This window comes from Vibrio sp. 14N.309.X.WAT.E.F5, assembly GCF_030397615.1.
In the GTDB taxonomy this organism is placed as follows: Bacteria; Pseudomonadota; Gammaproteobacteria; order Enterobacterales; family Vibrionaceae; genus Vibrio; species Vibrio lentus.
The window spans coordinates 42,888-62,169 of sequence record NZ_JAPNXR010000023.1 but is presented as its reverse complement, the minus strand read 5'-3'; the positions used below and the strand labels follow the sequence as shown (position 1 = coordinate 62,169).

Below are 19,282 nucleotides of genomic sequence, written 5' to 3'. Positions count from 1 at the left end.
AGCAGGCACAACTATGACTACAGATACGATTGTTGCTCAAGCGACTGCGCCAGGGCGTGGTGGCGTCGGTATTATCCGCGTTTCAGGCCCACAAGCTGCTCAAGTCGCGCTTGAAGTAACAGGCAAAGTACTAAAACCGCGCTATGCCGAGTACCTGCCTTTTAAATCTCACAACGGCACCGAACTCGACCAAGGCATTGCACTTTACTTCCCTAACCCACATTCGTTCACTGGCGAAGATGTGTTAGAGCTGCAAGGCCACGGTGGTCCTGTGGTTATGGACATGCTGATCAAACGTATCCTATCCATCTCAGGTGTACGTGCCGCGCGTCCTGGTGAGTTCTCTGAACGTGCGTTCTTGAACGACAAGATGGACTTAACACAAGCAGAAGCGATTGCCGACCTGATTGACGCAAGCTCAGAAGAAGCGGCGAAATCTGCATTACAATCCCTGCAAGGTGAATTCTCTAAACGCATTAATACACTGGTAGATTCTCTGATTTACTTAAGAATCTACGTTGAAGCGGCGATTGATTTCCCAGAAGAAGAAATTGATTTTCTGGCTGACGGTAAAGTAAGTACTGACTTACAAGCTATCATTGATAACCTAGAAGCTGTGCGCCAAGAAGCCAATCAGGGCTCCATTATGCGTGAAGGCATGAAGGTCGTGATTGCAGGCCGCCCAAATGCGGGTAAATCAAGCCTATTGAATGCGCTGTCGGGTAAAGAGTCTGCCATTGTGACCGATATTGCGGGAACGACACGTGATGTACTGCGTGAACATATCCATATTGATGGCATGCCACTGCACATTATTGATACCGCAGGCCTGCGTGACGCCTCCGATGAAGTAGAAAAAATCGGTATTGAACGCGCTTGGGAAGAAATTGCACAAGCAGACCGCGTATTATTTATGGTGGATGGCACAACAACAACGGCAACGGACCCCAAAGAAATTTGGCCAGATTTCGTTGATCGTCTACCCAATAACATAGGTATGACGGTGATCCGCAATAAAGCGGATCAAACCAGTGAAGATCTCGGGATCTGCCATGTAAATGATCCGACTCTCATCCGCCTATCTGCAAAAACTGGTGAAGGTGTCGATGCCCTACGTAGCCATCTTAAAGAGTGCATGGGCTTTGCTGGTGGCAACGAAGGTGGCTTTATGGCACGTCGCCGCCACTTAGATGCCCTAGAACGCGCATCAGAACACCTTGATATTGGGCAAAAACAACTTGAAGGCTACATGGCCGGAGAGATATTAGCGGAAGAGCTTCGAATCACCCAACAGCACCTCAATGAGATCACTGGCGAGTTCAGTTCAGATGATTTATTAGGTCGTATATTTTCTTCATTCTGTATCGGTAAATAACCATAAAGGCTGGCTTACGCTGGCCTTTTCTTTTGTAAGGACAGCTTAATGATCCACATTATTACTGGCAGCACCTTAGGTGGCGCTGAATACGTTGGCGATCACCTTAACGATCTTCTAGAGGCTCAAGGGCACGAGATCGAGCTTCATAATCAGCCTGAATACGACAATATTCCGCAGCAAGGTACTTGGTTATTGGTGACATCGACGCATGGTGCGGGTGAGTTTCCTGATAATATCCAGCCTTTGATCAAGTCATTGAACCAAGAGTCTCCCGATTTAAGCGCGATTCGCTTTGCTGTGGTTGCTCTTGGTGACTCAAGCTACGACACCTTCTGTTCTGCAGGCCAGTCTGCTTATTCGCTTCTAGAAAAGCTTGGAGCTCAGCCTATTTCAGCGTGTTTTACCATCGATGTTCTGGAAACACCGGTTCCTGAGGATGCTGCAGAGGATTGGTTTAACGATCATAGTGACCAGTTTTAACACCTTAATCTTCTAAAAAGCGGCTTATGCCGCTTTTTTTGTCTCTGAATATCGTGATTGTGAATAACTTTTTTGAAAATAAATCGAAATACATGTCATTTTTTTCAATTTTCTCTGTGGATAAGATCATACATATACGGTGATTAACCTATAGTTATCCAAATAACAACTTTCTAGGTAATTTCCCCTTGTGTATAAGTAGCCATTTTGATCCCAGCTAATCCTCATCATGATCAAAGTTAGATCACATCCTTTGATCCAAAAAAGATCCATGATCTTGTTGATCATTTTTGACTTATCCACAGATGACCTCGATCCTAATAATAGATCTAATAAAAGATCTCTTTAAAGATCTTATCTATATTAATTAAAAACAGCTTTCTCGAAAAATTCCAAAAACGTTTTCTCAAGCTATGAAAACAGGTAGAATATCGCTCCTTTTTATCAATCTAGAAACGTTTGAGTACCTGAGGTCGGTTCATGCTTTATCACGAAAAATTTGACGTCATCGTTGTTGGTGGTGGCCATGCAGGAACGGAAGCCGCACTCGCATCTGCACGTACTGGTCAAAGTACGTTATTACTAACTCATAATATCGATACGTTGGGACAGATGTCCTGCAACCCAGCCATTGGCGGGATCGGTAAGGGCCACTTGGTAAAAGAGGTCGATGCTATGGGTGGATTAATGGCGCAAGCTATTGATCATGCAGGTATTCAGTTCAGAACATTAAACGCATCAAAAGGCCCTGCGGTACGTGCAACTCGTGCACAAGCTGACCGCGCACTTTACAAAGCCTTTGTCCGTAATGTTCTTGAAAACACACCAAACCTAACTCTGTTCCAACAGTCGGTTGATGACTTGATCGTTGAACAAGATCAAGTGGTGGGTGTGGTTACGCAAATGGGCCTCAAATTCCGCGCTAACGCTGTGGTCTTAACGGTAGGCACATTCCTAGGCGGTAAGATCCATATTGGTATGGAAAGTTCATCGGGTGGACGTGCGGGTGATCCACCATCGATCGCGCTTGCTGACCGTCTTCGTGATCTTCCATTTCGTGTTGATCGCCTGAAAACGGGTACACCTCCTCGCATCGATGCACGCAGCGTTGATTTTTCTGAGCTTGAGGTTCAACACGGCGATAACCCGACTCCGGTTTTCTCATTCATGGGTAACCGAGCTCAGCAGCCGCGTCAGATTCCATGTTACATCACGCACACTAACGAAAATACGCATGACGTTATTCGTGCCAATCTCGATCGCAGCCCGATGTACGCTGGTGTGATTGAAGGTATTGGCCCTCGTTACTGTCCGTCGATTGAAGACAAAGTGATGCGCTTTGCTGATAAAAACAGTCACCAAATTTTCATTGAGCCCGAAGGCCTAACGACGCACGAGTTATACCCGAATGGTATTTCAACCAGTTTGCCGTTTGATGTTCAGGTAAAAATCGTTCACTCAATGAAAGGTTTTGAGAACGCACACATCGTTCGTCCTGGCTACGCGATTGAGTACGATTTCTTTGACCCTCGCGATCTCAAGCTGACTTACGAGACCAAATTTATTAAGGGTTTGTTCTTTGCGGGGCAAATCAATGGCACCACTGGTTACGAAGAAGCTGCAGCACAAGGCTTAATGGCCGGTTTGAATGCGAGTTTGTTTACGCAAGGCAAAGAGGGCTGGAGCCCACGCCGCGATCAAGCTTACATGGGTGTACTTATCGATGACTTGTCGACAATGGGTACCAAAGAACCGTACCGCATGTTTACATCTCGCGCCGAATACCGCTTGTTGCTACGTGAAGACAACGCCGATATCCGTTTGACTGAAAAGTCACGTGAACTTGGCTTGGTCGACGATGCTCGTTGGATGCGATTCAACGAGAAGATGGAAAACATGGAGAAAGAGCGTCAACGTCTTAAAGAAACATGGATTAATCCAAAATCTGAAGATATTGATCAATTGAACCAGATCCTTAAAACACCTATGTCTCGTGAAGCGAGTGGTGAAGATCTTCTTCGTCGTCCTGAAATGACTTATTCACAGCTAACGTCGTTGGATCGTTTTGGTCCTGCACTGGAAGATCAACAAGCCTCAGAGCAAGTTGAGATTCAAGTTAAGTACGACGGCTATATCCAGCGTCAACAAGATGAAATTGAAAAATCACTGCGTCATGAAAACACCAAACTGCCGGCTGACATCGATTACAGCAAGGTAAAAGGACTTTCTAACGAAGTGGTTCTAAAACTAACTACCGCTAAACCTGACTCGATCGGTATTGCATCGCGTATCTCTGGTATTACGCCTGCTGCAATCTCGATTTTGTTGGTTTATCTGAAAAAGCACGGCCTATTGAAAAAAGGTGAGGAAGCATAATGAGCGTATTACGCGAAAAACTGGATCACCTGATTGGCCAGACTGAACTTGAAGTATCGGAAAAACAACGTGGCCAATTAGTGGGCTACGTTGAGTTACTCAATAAATGGAACAAGGCTTATAATTTAACGTCTGTTCGTGACCCGCAAGAAATGATGGTGAAACATATCTTAGATAGCATCATTGTTAGCACTCACTTACAAGGCAAGCGCTTTATTGATGTAGGTACAGGCCCTGGTCTTCCTGGGATTCCGCTCTCAATCATGAACCCTGACTGCGAGTTTTACTTGCTCGATAGCCTAGGCAAGCGTATTCGTTTTATTAAACAAGTGATTCACGAATTGGGCATCGACAACGTTGTTCCAGTACAAAGCCGTGTTGAAGAATTTCAACCAGAAGAAAAGTTTGATGCAGTGCTCAGCCGTGCGTTTGCTTCAATGACAGACATGGTAGAGTGGTGTCATCATTTACCTAAAGAGCAATCCGGTGTATTTTTGGCTCTTAAGGGACAACATCCTAGAGACGAAATCGACCTGTTACCTGAATGGTGTTCAGTGACAGACATCAAAGCTTTGCAAGTGCCAGAGCTTGATGGAGAGCGTCATTTAGTTACTTTATCGCGTCAGGGATAATCAGCGAGGCCATAGTGGGTAGAATTGTAGCAATTGCCAACCAGAAAGGTGGCGTAGGAAAAACAACAACTTGTGTTAACTTAGCAGCATCAATGGCGGCAACTAAACGCAAGATATTGGTTGTTGACCTCGACCCTCAAGGTAATGCCACTATGGCGAGTGGTGTCGACAAATATCAGGTTGAAGCAACTGCTTACGATTTGCTAGTTGAAGACAGCCCATTTGATGAGGTAGTTTGCCGAAGTACATCTGGTAATTACGATCTCATCGCCGCAAACGGTGACGTTACGGCAGCAGAAATTAAGCTAATGGAAGTGTTTGCTCGCGAAGTTCGCCTAAAGAATGCGCTGGCATCCATTCGCAGTAACTATGATTTCATCTTTATTGATTGCCCACCGTCATTGAATCTTCTTACAATCAATGCGATGGCTGCGGCCGATTCCGTTTTGGTTCCTATGCAATGTGAATACTTTGCTCTAGAAGGTTTGACTGCATTGATGGATACCATCAGTAAACTTGCAGCTGTAGTAAACGAGGATCTGAAGATCGAAGGTCTTCTACGTACAATGTATGATCCTCGTAACCGCTTATCGAATGAAGTCTCTGATCAACTCAAAAAACACTTCGGTAATAAAGTCTACCGAACTGTGATCCCTCGTAATGTGCGTCTGGCAGAAGCGCCAAGTCATGGCAAGCCAGCAATGTACTACGACAAATATTCCGCAGGTGCTAAAGCATACCTTGCTCTGGCAGGCGAAATGTTGCGTCGTGAAGAAGTCCCAGTATAAGTCTAACCAAAGGAATTCGCTCAATGTCTAAGCGTGGTTTAGGAAAAGGGCTAGATGCATTGCTTGCAACTAGCTCGTTGGCTCGTGAAAAACAACAAGTTGCTTCTCATAGCCAGGCTTTGTCTGCTGATGGAGAACTGATCGAGATTGCTGTTGGTTGTTTAAAGCCAGGTGTATATCAACCGCGTAAGGATATTGCGCCAGAAGCGCTAGAAGAGTTGGCTGCTTCAATCCAATCTCAAGGCATTATTCAGCCGATTGTTGTGCGTCATTTAACGCAGGACCAGTTTGAGATTATCGCTGGTGAACGCCGTTGGAGAGCCGCTCGTCAAGCTGGTCTTAAGCAGGTTCCATGTCTGGTCAAGAAAGTTGCAGACAAGGCCGCTATTGCTATGGCATTGATCGAGAATATTCAGCGTGAAGACCTGAATGTGATCGAGGAAGCGCAGGCTTTAGAACGTTTACAGAATGAATTTGAACTGACGCACCAGAAAGTAGCTGATGTGATAGGTAAATCTCGCGCAACCGTGAGTAACCTACTGCGTCTTAACCAATTGGCTGAGCCGGTAAAGGCGTTGGTCGTGTCAAAGCAGCTTGAAATGGGCCATGCTCGTGCATTACTAGCACTTGAAGGCGATGTTCAGGTAGAAGCGGCTAACACCGCGGCAAGCAAACAAATGACCGTGCGTCAAACTGAGCAACTCGTCAAAAAGTGCTTAAAACCAGAGGTTGAGTCTGAATCGAAGCCCGAGGACAAAGAAGCCATCGAACTTTCACGAAGACTCACGGAAAAATTGCAAGCAAACGTTTCAGTTACTCGTTCTGTTAGCGGTAAGTCAAAAGTAACAATTACTCTTGATGAGCCTCACAAATTAGAGCAACTTATTGCTAAACTAGAGTACTAAATGAGATAATTGATTTAGGTCAATTATGTAATAAACAAGTAATTTCGTACAAAAGTTGTCGGTTTGTATGCAAAAATGTAAATGATTGCTGCATTGTGATTGCAATCAATTTGGCTGAACGTATAATTTTCGCCAATTTCTCAGCACGCTTTGAAGCGAGTGGTAAAGTGGGCTTAAAGAGGAACGAATACATGGTAGCGGCGTTAGCAAGACCAGGACGAGTGCTTGCAAAGCAAATGTTATTGATCGAGCTTAGCGCGGTTATATTAGTGGCGATAGGGTTAGGTTTAGCTGTTAATCCTGATTGGGGTTTTGCTGCATTAATCGGTGGCGGTATTTTTGTCATCGCGAATGTAGTTTTTTGTGTGTGTGCTTTCCTATTTTGTGGAGCTCGCGCAACTAAGTTAGTTGCGGCGTCGTTCTATGCTGGTGAAGTGCTCAAAATCTTAATCACAGTTTTACTATTCTCTATTGTCTACATGTATATGCAGGTGGAATTAATTCCCCTCAAACTGACCTATTTACTGGTTCTAGGTATTAATATCTTTGCGCCAGTGCTTTTCATTAACAATAAAAAATAGGATGAGTTATGGCTGCGCCAACAGCATCCGGATACATTGAACACCATTTACAAAACCTTTCTTTAGCTAAGTTTGGTCTTGTAGAGGAAACAAGTTTCTGGAACGTACATATAGACAGTCTGTTTTTTTCTGTGCTGACAGGGGTGTTATTCCTTTGGGTTTTTCGCTCAGTCGCTAAGAAAGCAACAGTAGGTGTACCTGGTAAGCTTCAGTGTTTTGTTGAAATGGTAGTGGAATTCGTTGGCGACAACGTTAAAGAAACTTTCCATGGCCGCAATCCTCTGGTAGCTCCATTAGCACTGACTATATTCTGCTGGATTATCATAATGAACTTGATGGACTTAGTGCCTATCGATTTCTTACCGTATCCTGCAGAGCATTGGCTAGGTATCCCTTACTTGAAAGTGGTTCCTACAGCTGATGTAAATATAACAATGGCAATGGCTTTAGGTGTTTTTGCTCTGATGATCTACTACAGCATCAAAGTGAAAGGCTTGGGCGGATTTGCTAAAGAATTGGCACTGCATCCATTTAATCACCCAATCATGATTCCATTTAACTTGGTACTTGAGGTAATTTCGTTATTAGCGAAGCCACTATCTCTAGGTATGCGTTTATTTGGTAATATGTTTGCGGGTGAGGTGGTGTTTATTCTTATCGCGGCAATGCTACCGTGGTACTTACAATGGGTAGGTGCACTACCTTGGGCTATCTTCCATATCTTGGTTATTTTGATTCAAGCGTTTGTTTTCATGATGTTGACAATCGTTTATCTATCAATGGCCCATGAAGATAGTGATCACTAAAAAAATTTTTAAGCTTTATTCTAACTATTAATGTTAATCGGAGAACGTAAATGGAAACTGTACTAAGTTTTTCAGCAATCGCTGTTGCTATCATTGTTGGTCTTTGTGCCGTAGGTACTGCAATTGGTTTTGCTATTCTTGGTGGTAAATTCCTAGAAGGCGCTGCGCGTCAACCTGAAATGGCTCCAATGCTACAAGTTAAGATGTTCATCATCGCTGGTCTACTGGATGCTGTTCCAATGATCGGTATCGTAATCGCACTACTATTCACGTTTGCTAACCCATTTGTAAGTCAGCTAGCAGGCTAATTAACTCTCAATAGTTAATTAAATTTTTGTAGTTGATTCTTAACGAGGAGTAGCTGTTGTGAATATGAACGCAACTCTGTTAGGTCAAGCAATTGCTTTTTCGCTGTTTGTTTGGTTCTGCATGAAATATGTATGGCCACCAATTATGCAAGCAATTGAAGAACGTCAGAAAAAAATTGCTGACGGTCTTGTAGCCGCTGAACGCGCTGCTAAAGACTTGAACCTGGCACAAGCCAACGCTTCTGAGCAAATGAAGGAAGCGAAGCGCACTGCAACTGAGGTTATTGATCAGGCAAACAAACGTAAAGCTCAGATTATTGATGAAGCGCGCGAAGAGGCTCAGGCAGAACGCCAGAAGATCTTAACGCAAGCTGAAGCTGAAATTGAAGCTGAACGCACACGTGCCCGTGATGACCTGCGCAAACAAGTCGCAACTCTGGCTATAGCTGGTGCTGAGAAAATCCTTGAGCGTACTATCGATAAAGATGTACACAATGATCTTCTTAACAACATTACTGCAAAACTTTAAAGCAAGGGGCTGTATATGTCTGATTTGACTACAATCGCACGCCCCTATGCTAAAGCAGCGTTTGACTTTGCGGTAGATAAAGGTGAGCTAGACCAATGGGGTCAAATGCTTACTTTTGCTGCCGAAGTGGCACAAAATGATGATGTTCATAATTTATTAAGCAGTTCTATGACTGCTGAAAAGTTAGCTGAAGTATTCATTGTAATTTGTGGCGAACAATTTGATGAATTCGGTCAGAACTTGATTAAAGTGATGGCAGAGAATGGTCGTTTAATGGCCTTTCCTGATGTTTGCAAACAGTTCTTATTGCTTAAACAAGAGCATGAGAAAGAAATCGACGTTGAAGTAACTTCAGCCGTTGAGCTTTCTGAAGAACAACGTTCAAGCATCATCAGCAAATTGGAACTGCGCCTAGCGCGCAAAGTTCAGCTGAATTGCAGTATAGATGAGACTCTACTTAGTGGAGTTATTATTCGAGCCGGAGACCTAGTCATCGATAACTCAGCGCGCAGTCGTTTAGACCGCCTGAGCGATGCATTGCAGTCTTAATGGGGATTGGAGCATGCAACTTAATTCCACTGAAATTAGCGATCTAATTAAACAACGTATTGAATCTTTCGACGTTGTTAGTGAAGCTCGCAATGAAGGTACTATCGTTTCTGTAAGCGATGGCATCCTTAGCATCCACGGCCTAGCGGACGTGATGCAAGGTGAAATGATCGAACTACCGGGTGGCCGTTACGCGCTAGCACTAAACTTGAACCGTGATTCGGTTGGTGCTGTTGTAATGGGCCCGTATGCTGACCTACAGGAAGGCATGAAAGTTACAGGTACTGGTCGTATTCTTGAAGTACCAGTAGGTCCTGAAATGCTTGGTCGTGTTGTAAACACGCTAGGTGAGCCAATTGATGGTAAAGGTCCTATCGAAGCGAAATTAACTTCGCCTGTAGAAATTATCGCACCAGGTGTAATCGACCGTAAATCGGTAGATCAACCTGTTCAAACTGGTTACAAGTCAGTTGACTCAATGATCCCTATCGGTCGTGGTCAACGTGAACTAGTAATCGGTGACCGTCAGACTGGTAAAACAGCAATGGCGATCGATGCGATTATCAACCAGAAAGACTCTGGTATTTTCTCTATCTACGTAGCTATCGGCCAAAAAGCGTCGACTATTGCTAACGTAGTTCGCAAACTAGAAGAGCACGGCGCACTGGCTAACACTGTTGTTGTTGTTGCATCGGCTTCTGAATCTGCAGCGCTGCAATACCTTGCACCGTATGCTGGTTGTGCGATGGGTGAATACTTCCGTGATCGCGGCGAAGATGCACTGATTGTTTATGATGATCTATCTAAGCAAGCGGTAGCTTACCGTCAAATTTCACTACTACTTAAGCGTCCACCTGGCCGTGAAGCGTTCCCTGGTGATGTTTTCTACCTTCACTCTCGTCTACTAGAGCGTGCTGCTCGTGTAAGCGAAGCATACGTAGAAAAGTTCACTAACGGTGAAGTGACAGGTAAGACTGGTTCTTTAACTGCTCTACCTATCATCGAAACGCAAGCTGGTGACGTATCTGCATTCGTACCAACGAACGTAATCTCGATTACTGATGGTCAGATCTTCCTACAAACTGAACTATTCAACGCGGGCGTACGTCCAGCTGTTGACCCTGGTATCTCAGTTTCTCGTGTAGGTGGTTCGGCGCAGACTAAAATCATCAAGAAGCTATCTGGCGGTATCCGTACTGCTCTAGCTCAATACCGTGAACTTGCAGCATTTGCACAGTTCTCATCGGATCTTGATGAAGCGACCAAAAAGCAACTAGACCACGGTCAAAAAGTTACAGAACTGATGAAGCAGAAACAATATGCTCCTATGTCTGTATTTGACCAAGCTCTAGTAATCTTCGCTGCAGAGCGTGGATACCTTCAAGACGTAGAACTTTCTAAAGTTCTAGATTTTGAAGCTGCTTTACTGTCGTTTGCTCGTGGTCAATACGCTGATCTAGCAACACAGATCGACGCAACGGGTGCTTTCAACAAAGAAATCGAAGCTGAGCTGAAGAAGCTTGTTGACGATTTCAAGGCAACCCAGACCTGGTAATTGGTAGGTGGTCTTAGGGCCACCTCATACCATTAACGGAGAGTAACGATGGCCGGCGCAAAAGAGATACGTAATAAAATCGGTAGTGTTAAAAGCACACAGAAGATTACGAAAGCAATGGAAATGGTAGCAGCTTCAAAAATGCGTCGTTCTCAAGACGCAATGGAAGCTACTCGTCCATATGCAGAAACAATGCGTAAAGTGATCGGTCATTTGGCTAATGGTAGCCTCGAGTATAAGCATCCTTATCTTGAGGAACGTGAAGCCAAACGTGTTGGTTACATCATCGTTTCTACAGACCGTGGTCTTTGTGGTGGTTTGAACATTAACTTGTTCAAGAAAGCTATGAATGACATGAAAGATTGGTCTGAGAAAGGTGCTGATGTAGAGCTTGCAATTGTAGGTTCTAAAGCAACAGCATTTTTCAATAACAGCGGCGCGAAAGTAGCAGCTCAAGTTTCTGGTCTGGGCGATCGTCCAAGCCTTGAAGACTTGATTGGCTCTGTAAGCGTTATGCTGAAGAAATATGATGAAGGTGAATTGGATCGCCTGTTCGTAGTGTTTAACAGATTTGAAAACACTATGGTTCAAGAACCAACGATCGATCAATTACTTCCTTTGCCTAAATCAGACAGCGAAGACATGAAACGCGATCATGCTTGGGACTACATTTATGAGCCTGAGCCAAAACCATTACTAGATGCACTATTAGTTCGATACGTCGAATCTCAAGTGTATCAAGGTGTGGTAGAGAATCTTGCTTGTGAGCAAGCGGCTCGAATGATTGCAATGAAATCAGCAACAGATAACGCTGGTGACATTATTGATGACTTAGAACTTGTGTATAACAAAGCCCGTCAATCGGCGATTACACAAGAACTTTCTGAGATCGTTTCAGGCGCAGCTGCGGTTTAAGCTTAGGTAAAACTAAATAGTTAGAGGATTAACGATGGCTACAGGTAAGATCGTACAGATCATTGGTGCGGTAGTCGACGTAGAGTTCCCACAGGGCGAAGTACCTCGTGTATACGATGCTCTGAATGTTAATGAAGTGAAAGAGCGTCTAGTTCTTGAAGTTCAGCAACAACTTGGCGGTGGCGTAGTACGCGCAATCGTAATGGGTAGCTCTGATGGTTTACGTCGTGGTTTGACAGTTGAAAATACTGGCGCTCCAATCTCGGTACCAGTAGGTACTAAGACACTTGGTCGTATCATGAACGTCCTAGGTGACGCAATTGATGAGTGTGGTGAAATCGGTGCTGAAGAGCATTACGCAATTCACCGTGAAGCTCCAAGCTACGAAGAGCAGTCTAATGAGACTTCTCTTCTAGAAACTGGTGTTAAAGTAATCGACTTGATTTGTCCATTCGCTAAGGGTGGTAAAATCGGTCTATTCGGTGGTGCTGGTGTAGGTAAGACCGTTAACATGATGGAACTTATCAACAACATCGCACTTCAACACTCAGGCCTATCTGTATTTGCAGGTGTAGGTGAGCGTACTCGTGAAGGTAACGATTTCTACTTTGAGATGCAGGAAGCTGGTGTTGTAAACATCGAAAAACCTGAAGAATCAAAAGTAGCGATGGTTTACGGTCAGATGAACGAGCCACCAGGTAACCGTCTACGTGTTGCACTGACTGGTCTAACAATGGCAGAACGCTTCCGTGACGAAGGTCGTGACGTTCTACTGTTCGTTGATAACATCTACCGTTACACACTAGCAGGTACTGAAGTATCAGCACTTCTAGGTCGTATGCCTTCTGCGGTAGGTTACCAACCTACGCTAGCTGAAGAAATGGGTGTTCTACAAGAGCGTATCACGTCAACTAAAGCTGGTTCTATCACGTCTGTACAGGCGGTATACGTACCTGCGGATGACTTGACTGACCCGTCTCCAGCAACAACGTTCGCTCACTTAGATGCAACGGTAGTACTTAACCGTAATATCGCATCTATGGGTCTATACCCAGCGATCGACCCGCTAGATTCTACTTCACGTCAACTGGATCCATTGGTAGTTGGACAAGAACACTACGACATCGCTCGTGGCGTTCAGTCTACACTTCAGCGCTATAAAGAGCTGAAAGATATCATTGCTATCCTAGGTATGGATGAGCTATCTGAAGAAGATAAGCAAGTCGTATCTCGTGCTCGTAAGATTGAGAAGTTCCTAACTCAGCCTTACCACGTAGCGGAAGTATTTACAGGTGACCCAGGCGTTTACGTACCTCTTAAAGAGACTCTACGTGGCTTCCAAGGTCTTCTATCTGGTGAATACGATGACATTCCAGAGCAAGCGTTCATGTACTGTGGTGCAATTGACGAAGCTATTGAGAATGCTAAGAAGCTATAAGGCTAACTAGGAGGCGATATGGCAGCAATAACCTTTCACCTAGACGTTGTAAGCGCAGAGAAACAACTTTTCTCTGGTCTTGTTGAAACGTTTCAGGTGACCGGTAGTGAGGGTGAGCTTGGTATTTTCCATGGTCACACTCCACTGCTGACCGCTATCAAGCCTGGTATGGTGCGTATTGTTAAGCAGCACGGCCACGAAGAAATCATTTATGTTTCTGGTGGTATGGTAGAAGTTCAGCCTGGTACAGCGACTGTACTGGCTGATACAGCTATCCGTGGTGAAGAACTAGACGCAGCAAAGGCGGAAGAAGCTAAACGCAAGGCTGTGGAGAATATCCAAAATCAGCATGGCGACATAGACTTCGCACAAGCGGCCGGTGAACTGGCTAAAGCCATTGCTCAGTTACGAGTTATCGAACTGACAAAACAGCGTCGTTAATCTTTTTAAGATTATAGACTCTGAGATAAAGGCGACCTAAGGGTCGCCTTTTTGCATTTTTAGATTCTCAAAAATGCTTCTTTTACGTATCACTACTGGTTAAATGGTTATTGCGATTTAATTTTTTGGCCAAAAACGGTTACAATATCGGCTTAATAAAAAATAATGTTGGATAGGTTTACAATGAAGTTTAGCGCGGTAATTCTCGCAGCGGGCAAAGGCACTCGCATGTATTCAAACACACCAAAGGTTCTGCACACGCTTGCGGGTAAGCCGATGGTGAAGCATGTTATTGACACCTGTAACGGCTTAGGCGCTCAAAACATTCACTTGGTCTACGGCCATGGTGGTGATCAGATGAAGTCTACGCTAGTGAGCGAGACGGTTAACTGGGCGCTGCAAGCTGAACAGCTAGGCACTGGCCACGCGGTCGATCAGGCTTCTGCGCATTTTGCTGATGATGAAAAAGTATTGGTGCTATACGGTGATGTTCCACTGATCTCACCTGAAACCATTGAAAACCTATTAGACGCTCAACCAAACGGTGGTATCGCACTACTTACTGTCGTTCTAGATAACCCTATGGGTTACGGTCGTATCATTCGTCGCAATGGCCCTGTTGTGGCAATCGTTGAGCAGAAAGATGCAACCGATGAGCAGAAGCTTATCAAAGAGATCAACACTGGCGTTATGGTCGCAACAGGTGGCGATCTTAAGCGTTGGCTATCAGGTTTAAGCAATGACAACGCTCAGGGTGAATATTACTTAACTGACGTTATCGCAGCGGCTCACGATGAAGGTCGTGCGGTCGAAGCGGTTCATCCTGTCAACCCAATTGAAGTTGAAGGCGTTAACGATCGCTCTCAACTGGCTCGTCTAGAGCGCGCTTACCAAGCTGAGCAAGCTGACAAACTATTAAAGCAAGGCGTAATGCTGCGCGACCCAAGCCGCTTTGACCTACGTGGTGAGCTTCAATGTGGTATGGATGTTGAGATTGATACCAACGTAATCATTGAAGGCAGCGTAAGCATTGGTGATAACGTGGTTATCGGCACTGGTTGTGTACTGAAAGATTGTGAGATCGATGACAACACTATCGTTCGCCCATACAGCGTAATCGAAGGTGCGACAATTGGTGAAGACTGTACGGTTGGTCCATTCACTCGCTTACGTCCAGGTGCTGACATGCGTAACAATTCGCATGTAGGTAACTTTGTTGAAGTGAAGAACACCCGTCTTGGTGAGGGTTCGAAAGCGAATCACCTTACTTACCTAGGTGATGCTGAGATCGGTCAACGTGTAAATGTGGGTGCGGGTGCGATTACTTGTAACTACGATGGCGCGAACAAGTTTAAGACCATCATTGGCGATGACGTATTTGTTGGCTCAGACAGCCAATTAATCGCACCTGTTACTATTGGCAACGGCGCAACTGTCGGTGCGGGCTCAACGGTGACTCGTGATGTTTCAGAGAACGAGCTTGTTATTAGCCGAGCGAAAGAGCGTAAGATTGCGAACTGGCAGCGTCCAACTAAGAAAAAGTAATCTCGCTATAAGATGATTTTAATGAAAGCCAGTAGTACCACTACTGGCTTTTTCTTATTTATCTAGATATAAAAAAAGAGCGAGTAATCTCGCTCTTTTTTTGTTTTCTTAAGCTAGAAGCTAGTCTTGCTTGTCTTCTGCCACTACGCGAGAGTTATCTGGCGCAACAAAGTGTTCAGACAATTCTTTGTTTGAAACGATGTAACCAATCCACAAAGTCCCTAAACAAATCACCACAGCAATACCCGTAGCGCTCAGTGCTTGGCTCGCCATTGCTGCAACTAATGCGCTTGATAGGCTGCTAATGCTGATTTGAAGGCTGTTCTGTAGGCCTGCAGCCGTTGCTGGACTCTGTTTTGCGCTTGATAGGGCACGGTTTACTACGATTGGGTAAAGTGCGCCGTTTGCTACTGCAATCAGACAGAACGGTGCTAGTAGAGGCCAAATTGAAGTCAGTTCCCATTGTGATGCGATGAAAATCAATAACGCAGCAACGCTAAACAAACCAATCAGATTTCGTAATACGATACCATCACCGTATTTTTTCACTGCTTGCTTACCGAAGTAACCACCAGCCATAAAGGCAATTGTCTGTGGAATGAAGCTCAGGCCAATGTCTTTTGCTTCATAACCTAGCTGTGCCATGATTTCAGGCATACCCGTTAGGTAAGCGAAGAACGCTGCTGACGCCGATGCAAACATCAACACATTGCCCATGTATGGCTTAGACTTAAGTAGCGTTTTAATATCAGTCTTGATCGATGTCTGTTTTACTTCCGGCGCTTCTTTTGGTTGAGCCATTGTCGTTGCGATCAACAATGCGCCCATTAGCGTCAATGTGATAAAGATACTGTGCCAACCAAAGCTGTCTGCTAGCAACACACCCAGTTGAGGTGCTAATGCTGGAGATAGCGCTACTAGAGGCATTATAGTCGCAAAAATTTGCTGGCTACTGCTCTGAGAGTAACGCTTGATAACCATTGCTTGCCAAATTACCGCAGGCGCACATACACCGATCGCTTGAATGAAGCGTAGTGTCAGTAGATGCCATACTTCGGTACTGAATGCTAAGCCAAATGAAGCGGCGGTGAATATGACTAGACCGACTGCCAGCGTATTGCGGTGACCATATTTGTCACTTGCCAGACCCCAAAGAAGCTGACCCAGTGCCATACCGCCAAGGAATACGGTTAGAGACAAGGCGATCTGCTCTGGTCCCGTTGCAAAGTCGACTTCCATTGCTTTAAACGCTGGAAGGTACATATCAGTCGCGATGAAACCAAGCATTGAAAGTACTGCAAGGTAGACCAATTGAAATTTAGAAATATTCATAAGATGCCATTAAGCTAAAAGTAGTGATGTTTTTATCATCAAAAAAATTGTTAGATAATCAGGAGTGAAAGTCCTTGTTTATTTATGCTGACATTCTATTTTTCAGAGCTGATAAAATAAAACGCTAAAATATGTAGTTATCAATCAAAAAATTTGAAGGCTTATGTTCTCTAAATCCTCGTTAGAAATGCTTGATACCGTTGCTCGCTTGGGCAGCTTTACTGCGGCTGCAGAGCAATTGCACAAAGTACCATCGGCGATCAGCTATGGGGTTAGACAGGTAGAGCAAGAGCTTGATGTTTTACTTTTCAGACGCTTACCAAGAAAAGTAGAGCTGACGCCTGCTGGGGAGTTGTTTATTGAAGAGGCTCGCCAACTGCTGAGACAAATGGAAGAACTCAGTGCGCAAACTCGCCGAGCTGCGCGTGGTTGGAAGAAAACCTTACGTCTAACCCTTGATAACGTGGTTAAGCTCGACAAGATGAAGCCAATGATTGAAGAGTTTTATCAAACCTTTGAGTTTGCTGAGCTGCAGATCAACATGGAAGTGTTTAACGGCTCTTGGGAAGCCATTGCTCAGGGCAGGGCGGATGTCGTGATTGGTGCCACTTCAGCGATTCCGGTTGGCGGTGACTTTGAAGTTAAGGATATGGGGCGGTTAGATTGGGCATTTGTCATGTCACCTAGTCATCCTTGTGTGCGAGAGCAAAACCTCAATGAAGCCTTTGTCAGTCAATATCCAGCGATCTGTTTGGATGATACCTCTAGCGTGCTGCCTAAGCGTCACACTGGCCACTACGCGAGTCAGAGACGTCTTCTATTACCTAACTGGTACAGCGCAATAGAGTGTCTTAAAAATGGTGTAGGGGTGGGTTACATGCCAAGGCATATCGCCGCACCTATTATTGAGCAAGGTTTGCTGGTGGAAAAAATATTGCCTGAGCCAAGCCCGCAGAGTCATTGCTGCTTAGTGTGGCGTAAAGACGACAACCATAAGTTGATCGAGTGGATGGTTAAGTATTTAGGATCGAGTGAACAGCTTCATCAAGATTGGTTGGATCATCGCAAAGCGATCTAATGATGCGATCCGTTGAAGATCATTCGGGTTAGGTTTGAATCCGCCCAATAAAAAGAGCGAGTTATCATAACTCGCTCTTTTTCATGCTTAGGCCGAACTCTTAAGACAAGAAGAACTTGTAGGAAGGGTTATCGGTTTCATCTTTGCATTGGTAGCCGAGTTCTTCTAGGTGCGTAGAGAACTGAGCCAAATCGTCATCACCAAGCTCAAAACCACACAGCACACGACCGTAATCAGCACCATGGTTACGATAGTTGAACAAGCTGATATTCCAGTGAGTCCCTAAGGTATCAAGGAATTTAATCAATGCCCCTGGGTATTCAGGAAACTCAAAGCTGTAAAGACGCTCTTTCAATGGCTTCGATGGTTTGCCGCCAATCATGTAACGAATATGAAGTTTTGCCATCTCGTCATCAGACAAGTCGACAACCGCATAGTCACCCTCACGTAAGTCATTGATGATGTGTTCGAGTTCTTCTTGTCCACCTTGTAGACGTACACCAACGAAGATATTCGCCAGGCTTTCGTCGTTGTGGCGGTAGTTAAACTCAGTCACCGCTCGACCACCAATAATGTTACAGAACTCTAGGAACGCACCTTGTCGCTCTGGAATCGTCACCGCAAGTAGACCTTCTCGCTTCTCACCCAATTCACAACGTTCAGAGACATAACGCAGACCGTGGAAGTTGGTGTTCGCACCAGACAGTACCGTTGCTAGTTGCTTATTTTGCAGTTGGTTTTGTTCTGCAAACTTCTTCAAGCCAGCCAGAGCAAGTGCTCCTGAAGGCTCAGCAATTGCGCGGGTGTCTTCAAAGATGTCCTTTACCGCAGAGCAGATTTCATCGCTAGAGACTGTAATATGACCATCAATGTACTGTTGGCAAAGACGGAAGGTTTCTTCACCAATGCGTTTAACCGCAACACCATCAGCAAACATGCTGACCTGATCCAGTACCACTGGTTCACCCGCATCCAGTGCTGCTTTCAAGCAAGCCGAGTCTTCAGGCTCTACCGCAATCACTTTAATCTCTGGCATCAGTTGTTTGATAAGCACTGCAACACCAGCGGCTAAGCCACCACCACCAACCGGCACAAAGATATAATCCATGTGACCGTTTTGCTGCAGCATCTCCATGCCCATAGTACCTTGCCCTGCAATCACCAGTGGGTGATCGAAAGGAGGTACAAAGGTGAAGCCATGTTCAGCCGATAGGCGTTCCGCTTCCGCTTTTGCTTCATCGAAATTACTGCCGTGCAGAACCACGTTACCACCAAATCCGCGTACCGCATCAACCTTGATATCCGGCGTCGTTTTTGGCATCACAATCGTGGTCTGAATACCAAGCTTAGAACCGGACAGCGCCATACCTTGAGCATGGTTACCTGCCGATGCAGCAATCACACCTGCGGCTTTCTGTTGTTCAGAAAGGCTTGAAACCATGTTGTAGGCACCGCGCAGCTTAAAGGAGTGTACCGGCTGGCGGTCTTCTCGTTTTAGCTGAACCTGATTACCGATACGAGCGCTTAAGCGTGGCATATCTTGCAGAGGTGTCACAATCGCCGCTTCGTAAACCGGCGCTCTCAGGATCTGGCGCAGATAATCTGCGCCACTTTGTTTTTTGGGACTGGAGGTGTCGTCACTCATA

The 19,282-nt window shown here is 45.1% G+C and carries 19 protein-coding genes; 17 read left to right on the top strand and 2 right to left on the bottom strand.

What is annotated here, in order from left to right:
- Positions 1-13 precede the first annotated feature (13 nt).
- From mnmE to glmU, 16 genes are all read left to right on the top strand, one after another.
- Entirely contained in the window at positions 14-1,375 is a 1,362-nt protein-coding gene (mnmE, locus tag OW495_RS19855) for a tRNA uridine-5-carboxymethylaminomethyl(34) synthesis GTPase MnmE (protein WP_289887915.1), read from the top strand.
- 48 nt (positions 1,376-1,423) lie between these two features.
- Complete coding sequence (mioC, locus tag OW495_RS19850) at positions 1,424-1,858, top strand: FMN-binding protein MioC (RefSeq protein WP_017111747.1); 435 nt, start codon at positions 1,424-1,426, stop codon at positions 1,856-1,858.
- 480 nt (positions 1,859-2,338) lie between these two features.
- A complete protein-coding gene (gene mnmG / locus OW495_RS19845; protein ID WP_289887912.1) occupies positions 2,339-4,234 on the top strand; it encodes a tRNA uridine-5-carboxymethylaminomethyl(34) synthesis enzyme MnmG in 1,896 nt (631 codons plus the stop codon).
- Positions 4,234-4,866, top strand: coding sequence for a 16S rRNA (guanine(527)-N(7))-methyltransferase RsmG (gene rsmG / locus OW495_RS19840; RefSeq protein ID WP_017107525.1), 633 nt, complete (start codon positions 4,234-4,236; stop codon positions 4,864-4,866). The genes mnmG and rsmG overlap by 1 nt, the downstream gene beginning before the upstream one ends.
- A 14-nt stretch (positions 4,867-4,880) precedes the next feature.
- A complete protein-coding gene (locus OW495_RS19835) occupies positions 4,881-5,654 on the top strand; it encodes a ParA family protein (RefSeq protein ID WP_017111746.1) in 774 nt (257 codons plus the stop codon).
- 23 nt (positions 5,655-5,677) lie between these two features.
- Positions 5,678-6,559, top strand: coding sequence for a ParB/RepB/Spo0J family partition protein (locus OW495_RS19830; RefSeq protein ID WP_017111745.1), 882 nt, complete (start codon positions 5,678-5,680; stop codon positions 6,557-6,559).
- 191 nt (positions 6,560-6,750) lie between these two features.
- Positions 6,751-7,140, top strand: coding sequence for a F0F1 ATP synthase subunit I (locus OW495_RS19825; protein WP_004735732.1), 390 nt, complete (start codon positions 6,751-6,753; stop codon positions 7,138-7,140).
- Between the two features lie 8 nt (positions 7,141-7,148).
- Positions 7,149-7,946, top strand: a complete 798-nt coding sequence (atpB, locus tag OW495_RS19820) for a F0F1 ATP synthase subunit A (RefSeq protein WP_004735733.1) — start codon at positions 7,149-7,151, stop codon at positions 7,944-7,946.
- A 50-nt stretch (positions 7,947-7,996) separates the two neighbouring features.
- Positions 7,997-8,254, top strand: a complete 258-nt coding sequence (atpE, locus tag OW495_RS19815) for a F0F1 ATP synthase subunit C (RefSeq protein WP_004735734.1) — start codon at positions 7,997-7,999, stop codon at positions 8,252-8,254.
- Between the two features lie 58 nt (positions 8,255-8,312).
- Positions 8,313-8,783, top strand: coding sequence for a F0F1 ATP synthase subunit B (gene atpF / locus OW495_RS19810; protein ID WP_017077303.1), 471 nt, complete (start codon positions 8,313-8,315; stop codon positions 8,781-8,783).
- A 15-nt stretch (positions 8,784-8,798) separates the two neighbouring features.
- Positions 8,799-9,332 (top strand): F0F1 ATP synthase subunit delta, encoded by a 534-nt coding sequence (gene atpH, locus OW495_RS19805; protein ID WP_017107529.1) that lies wholly within the window; start codon positions 8,799-8,801, stop codon positions 9,330-9,332.
- A gap of 13 nt (positions 9,333-9,345) precedes the next feature.
- Positions 9,346-10,887 carry a F0F1 ATP synthase subunit alpha gene (gene atpA, locus OW495_RS19800; RefSeq protein ID WP_004735737.1) on the top strand — a complete coding sequence of 514 codons (1,542 nt, stop codon included), beginning with the start codon at positions 9,346-9,348 and terminating at the stop codon, positions 10,885-10,887.
- Positions 10,888-10,935: 48 nt separating this feature from the next.
- On the top strand, positions 10,936-11,802 hold the full coding sequence (gene atpG, locus OW495_RS19795; RefSeq protein WP_017107530.1) for a F0F1 ATP synthase subunit gamma: 867 nt from the start codon (positions 10,936-10,938) through the stop codon (positions 11,800-11,802).
- 34 nt (positions 11,803-11,836) lie between these two features.
- Positions 11,837-13,240: a F0F1 ATP synthase subunit beta gene (gene atpD, locus OW495_RS19790; protein ID WP_017107531.1), complete on the top strand. Its 1,404-nt coding sequence runs from the start codon at positions 11,837-11,839 to the stop codon at positions 13,238-13,240.
- An 18-nt stretch (positions 13,241-13,258) separates the two neighbouring features.
- Positions 13,259-13,681, top strand: coding sequence for a F0F1 ATP synthase subunit epsilon (locus tag OW495_RS19785; RefSeq protein ID WP_017107532.1), 423 nt, complete (start codon positions 13,259-13,261; stop codon positions 13,679-13,681).
- Between the two features lie 183 nt (positions 13,682-13,864).
- Positions 13,865-15,226, top strand: coding sequence for a bifunctional UDP-N-acetylglucosamine diphosphorylase/glucosamine-1-phosphate N-acetyltransferase GlmU (gene glmU, locus OW495_RS19780; protein WP_102514349.1), 1,362 nt, complete (start codon positions 13,865-13,867; stop codon positions 15,224-15,226).
- A gap of 120 nt (positions 15,227-15,346) precedes the next feature.
- Here glmU and punC read toward each other — a convergent pair whose 3' ends face one another.
- On the bottom strand, positions 15,347-16,558 hold the full coding sequence (gene punC, locus OW495_RS19775; protein WP_076669272.1) for a purine nucleoside transporter PunC: 1,212 nt from the start codon (positions 16,556-16,558) through the stop codon (positions 15,347-15,349).
- Between the two features lie 163 nt (positions 16,559-16,721).
- Between punC and punR the strand changes: the two genes are divergently transcribed.
- Positions 16,722-17,636, top strand: a complete 915-nt coding sequence (gene punR, locus OW495_RS19770; protein ID WP_012605101.1) for a DNA-binding transcriptional activator PunR — start codon at positions 16,722-16,724, stop codon at positions 17,634-17,636.
- A 100-nt stretch (positions 17,637-17,736) separates the two neighbouring features.
- On the opposite strand, the gene ilvA is transcribed toward punR, so the two are convergent.
- Positions 17,737-19,281 carry a threonine ammonia-lyase, biosynthetic gene (gene ilvA, locus OW495_RS19765; RefSeq protein WP_102281297.1) on the bottom strand — a complete coding sequence of 515 codons (1,545 nt, stop codon included), beginning with the start codon at positions 19,279-19,281 and terminating at the stop codon, positions 17,737-17,739.
- Position 19,282: the final 1 nt, after the last annotated feature.

Coding starts and splice junctions, on each gene's coding strand:
- mnmE (WP_289887915.1), top strand. CDS start 14: ATGACTACAGATACGATTGTTGCTCAAGCGACTGCGCCAGGGCGTGGT.
- mioC (WP_017111747.1), top strand. CDS start 1,424: ATGATCCACATTATTACTGGCAGCACCTTAGGTGGCGCTGAATACGTT.
- mnmG (WP_289887912.1), top strand. CDS start 2,339: ATGCTTTATCACGAAAAATTTGACGTCATCGTTGTTGGTGGTGGCCAT.
- rsmG (WP_017107525.1), top strand. CDS start 4,234: ATGAGCGTATTACGCGAAAAACTGGATCACCTGATTGGCCAGACTGAA.
- OW495_RS19830 (WP_017111745.1), top strand. CDS start 5,678: ATGTCTAAGCGTGGTTTAGGAAAAGGGCTAGATGCATTGCTTGCAACT.
- OW495_RS19825 (WP_004735732.1), top strand. CDS start 6,751: ATGGTAGCGGCGTTAGCAAGACCAGGACGAGTGCTTGCAAAGCAAATG.
- atpB (WP_004735733.1), top strand. CDS start 7,149: ATGGCTGCGCCAACAGCATCCGGATACATTGAACACCATTTACAAAAC.
- atpE (WP_004735734.1), top strand. CDS start 7,997: ATGGAAACTGTACTAAGTTTTTCAGCAATCGCTGTTGCTATCATTGTT.
- atpH (WP_017107529.1), top strand. CDS start 8,799: ATGTCTGATTTGACTACAATCGCACGCCCCTATGCTAAAGCAGCGTTT.
- atpA (WP_004735737.1), top strand. CDS start 9,346: ATGCAACTTAATTCCACTGAAATTAGCGATCTAATTAAACAACGTATT.
- atpG (WP_017107530.1), top strand. CDS start 10,936: ATGGCCGGCGCAAAAGAGATACGTAATAAAATCGGTAGTGTTAAAAGC.
- atpD (WP_017107531.1), top strand. CDS start 11,837: ATGGCTACAGGTAAGATCGTACAGATCATTGGTGCGGTAGTCGACGTA.
- OW495_RS19785 (WP_017107532.1), top strand. CDS start 13,259: ATGGCAGCAATAACCTTTCACCTAGACGTTGTAAGCGCAGAGAAACAA.
- glmU (WP_102514349.1), top strand. CDS start 13,865: ATGAAGTTTAGCGCGGTAATTCTCGCAGCGGGCAAAGGCACTCGCATG.
- punC (WP_076669272.1), bottom strand. CDS start 16,558: ATGAATATTTCTAAATTTCAATTGGTCTACCTTGCAGTACTTTCAATG.
- punR (WP_012605101.1), top strand. CDS start 16,722: ATGTTCTCTAAATCCTCGTTAGAAATGCTTGATACCGTTGCTCGCTTG.
- ilvA (WP_102281297.1), bottom strand. CDS start 19,281: ATGAGTGACGACACCTCCAGTCCCAAAAAACAAAGTGGCGCAGATTAT.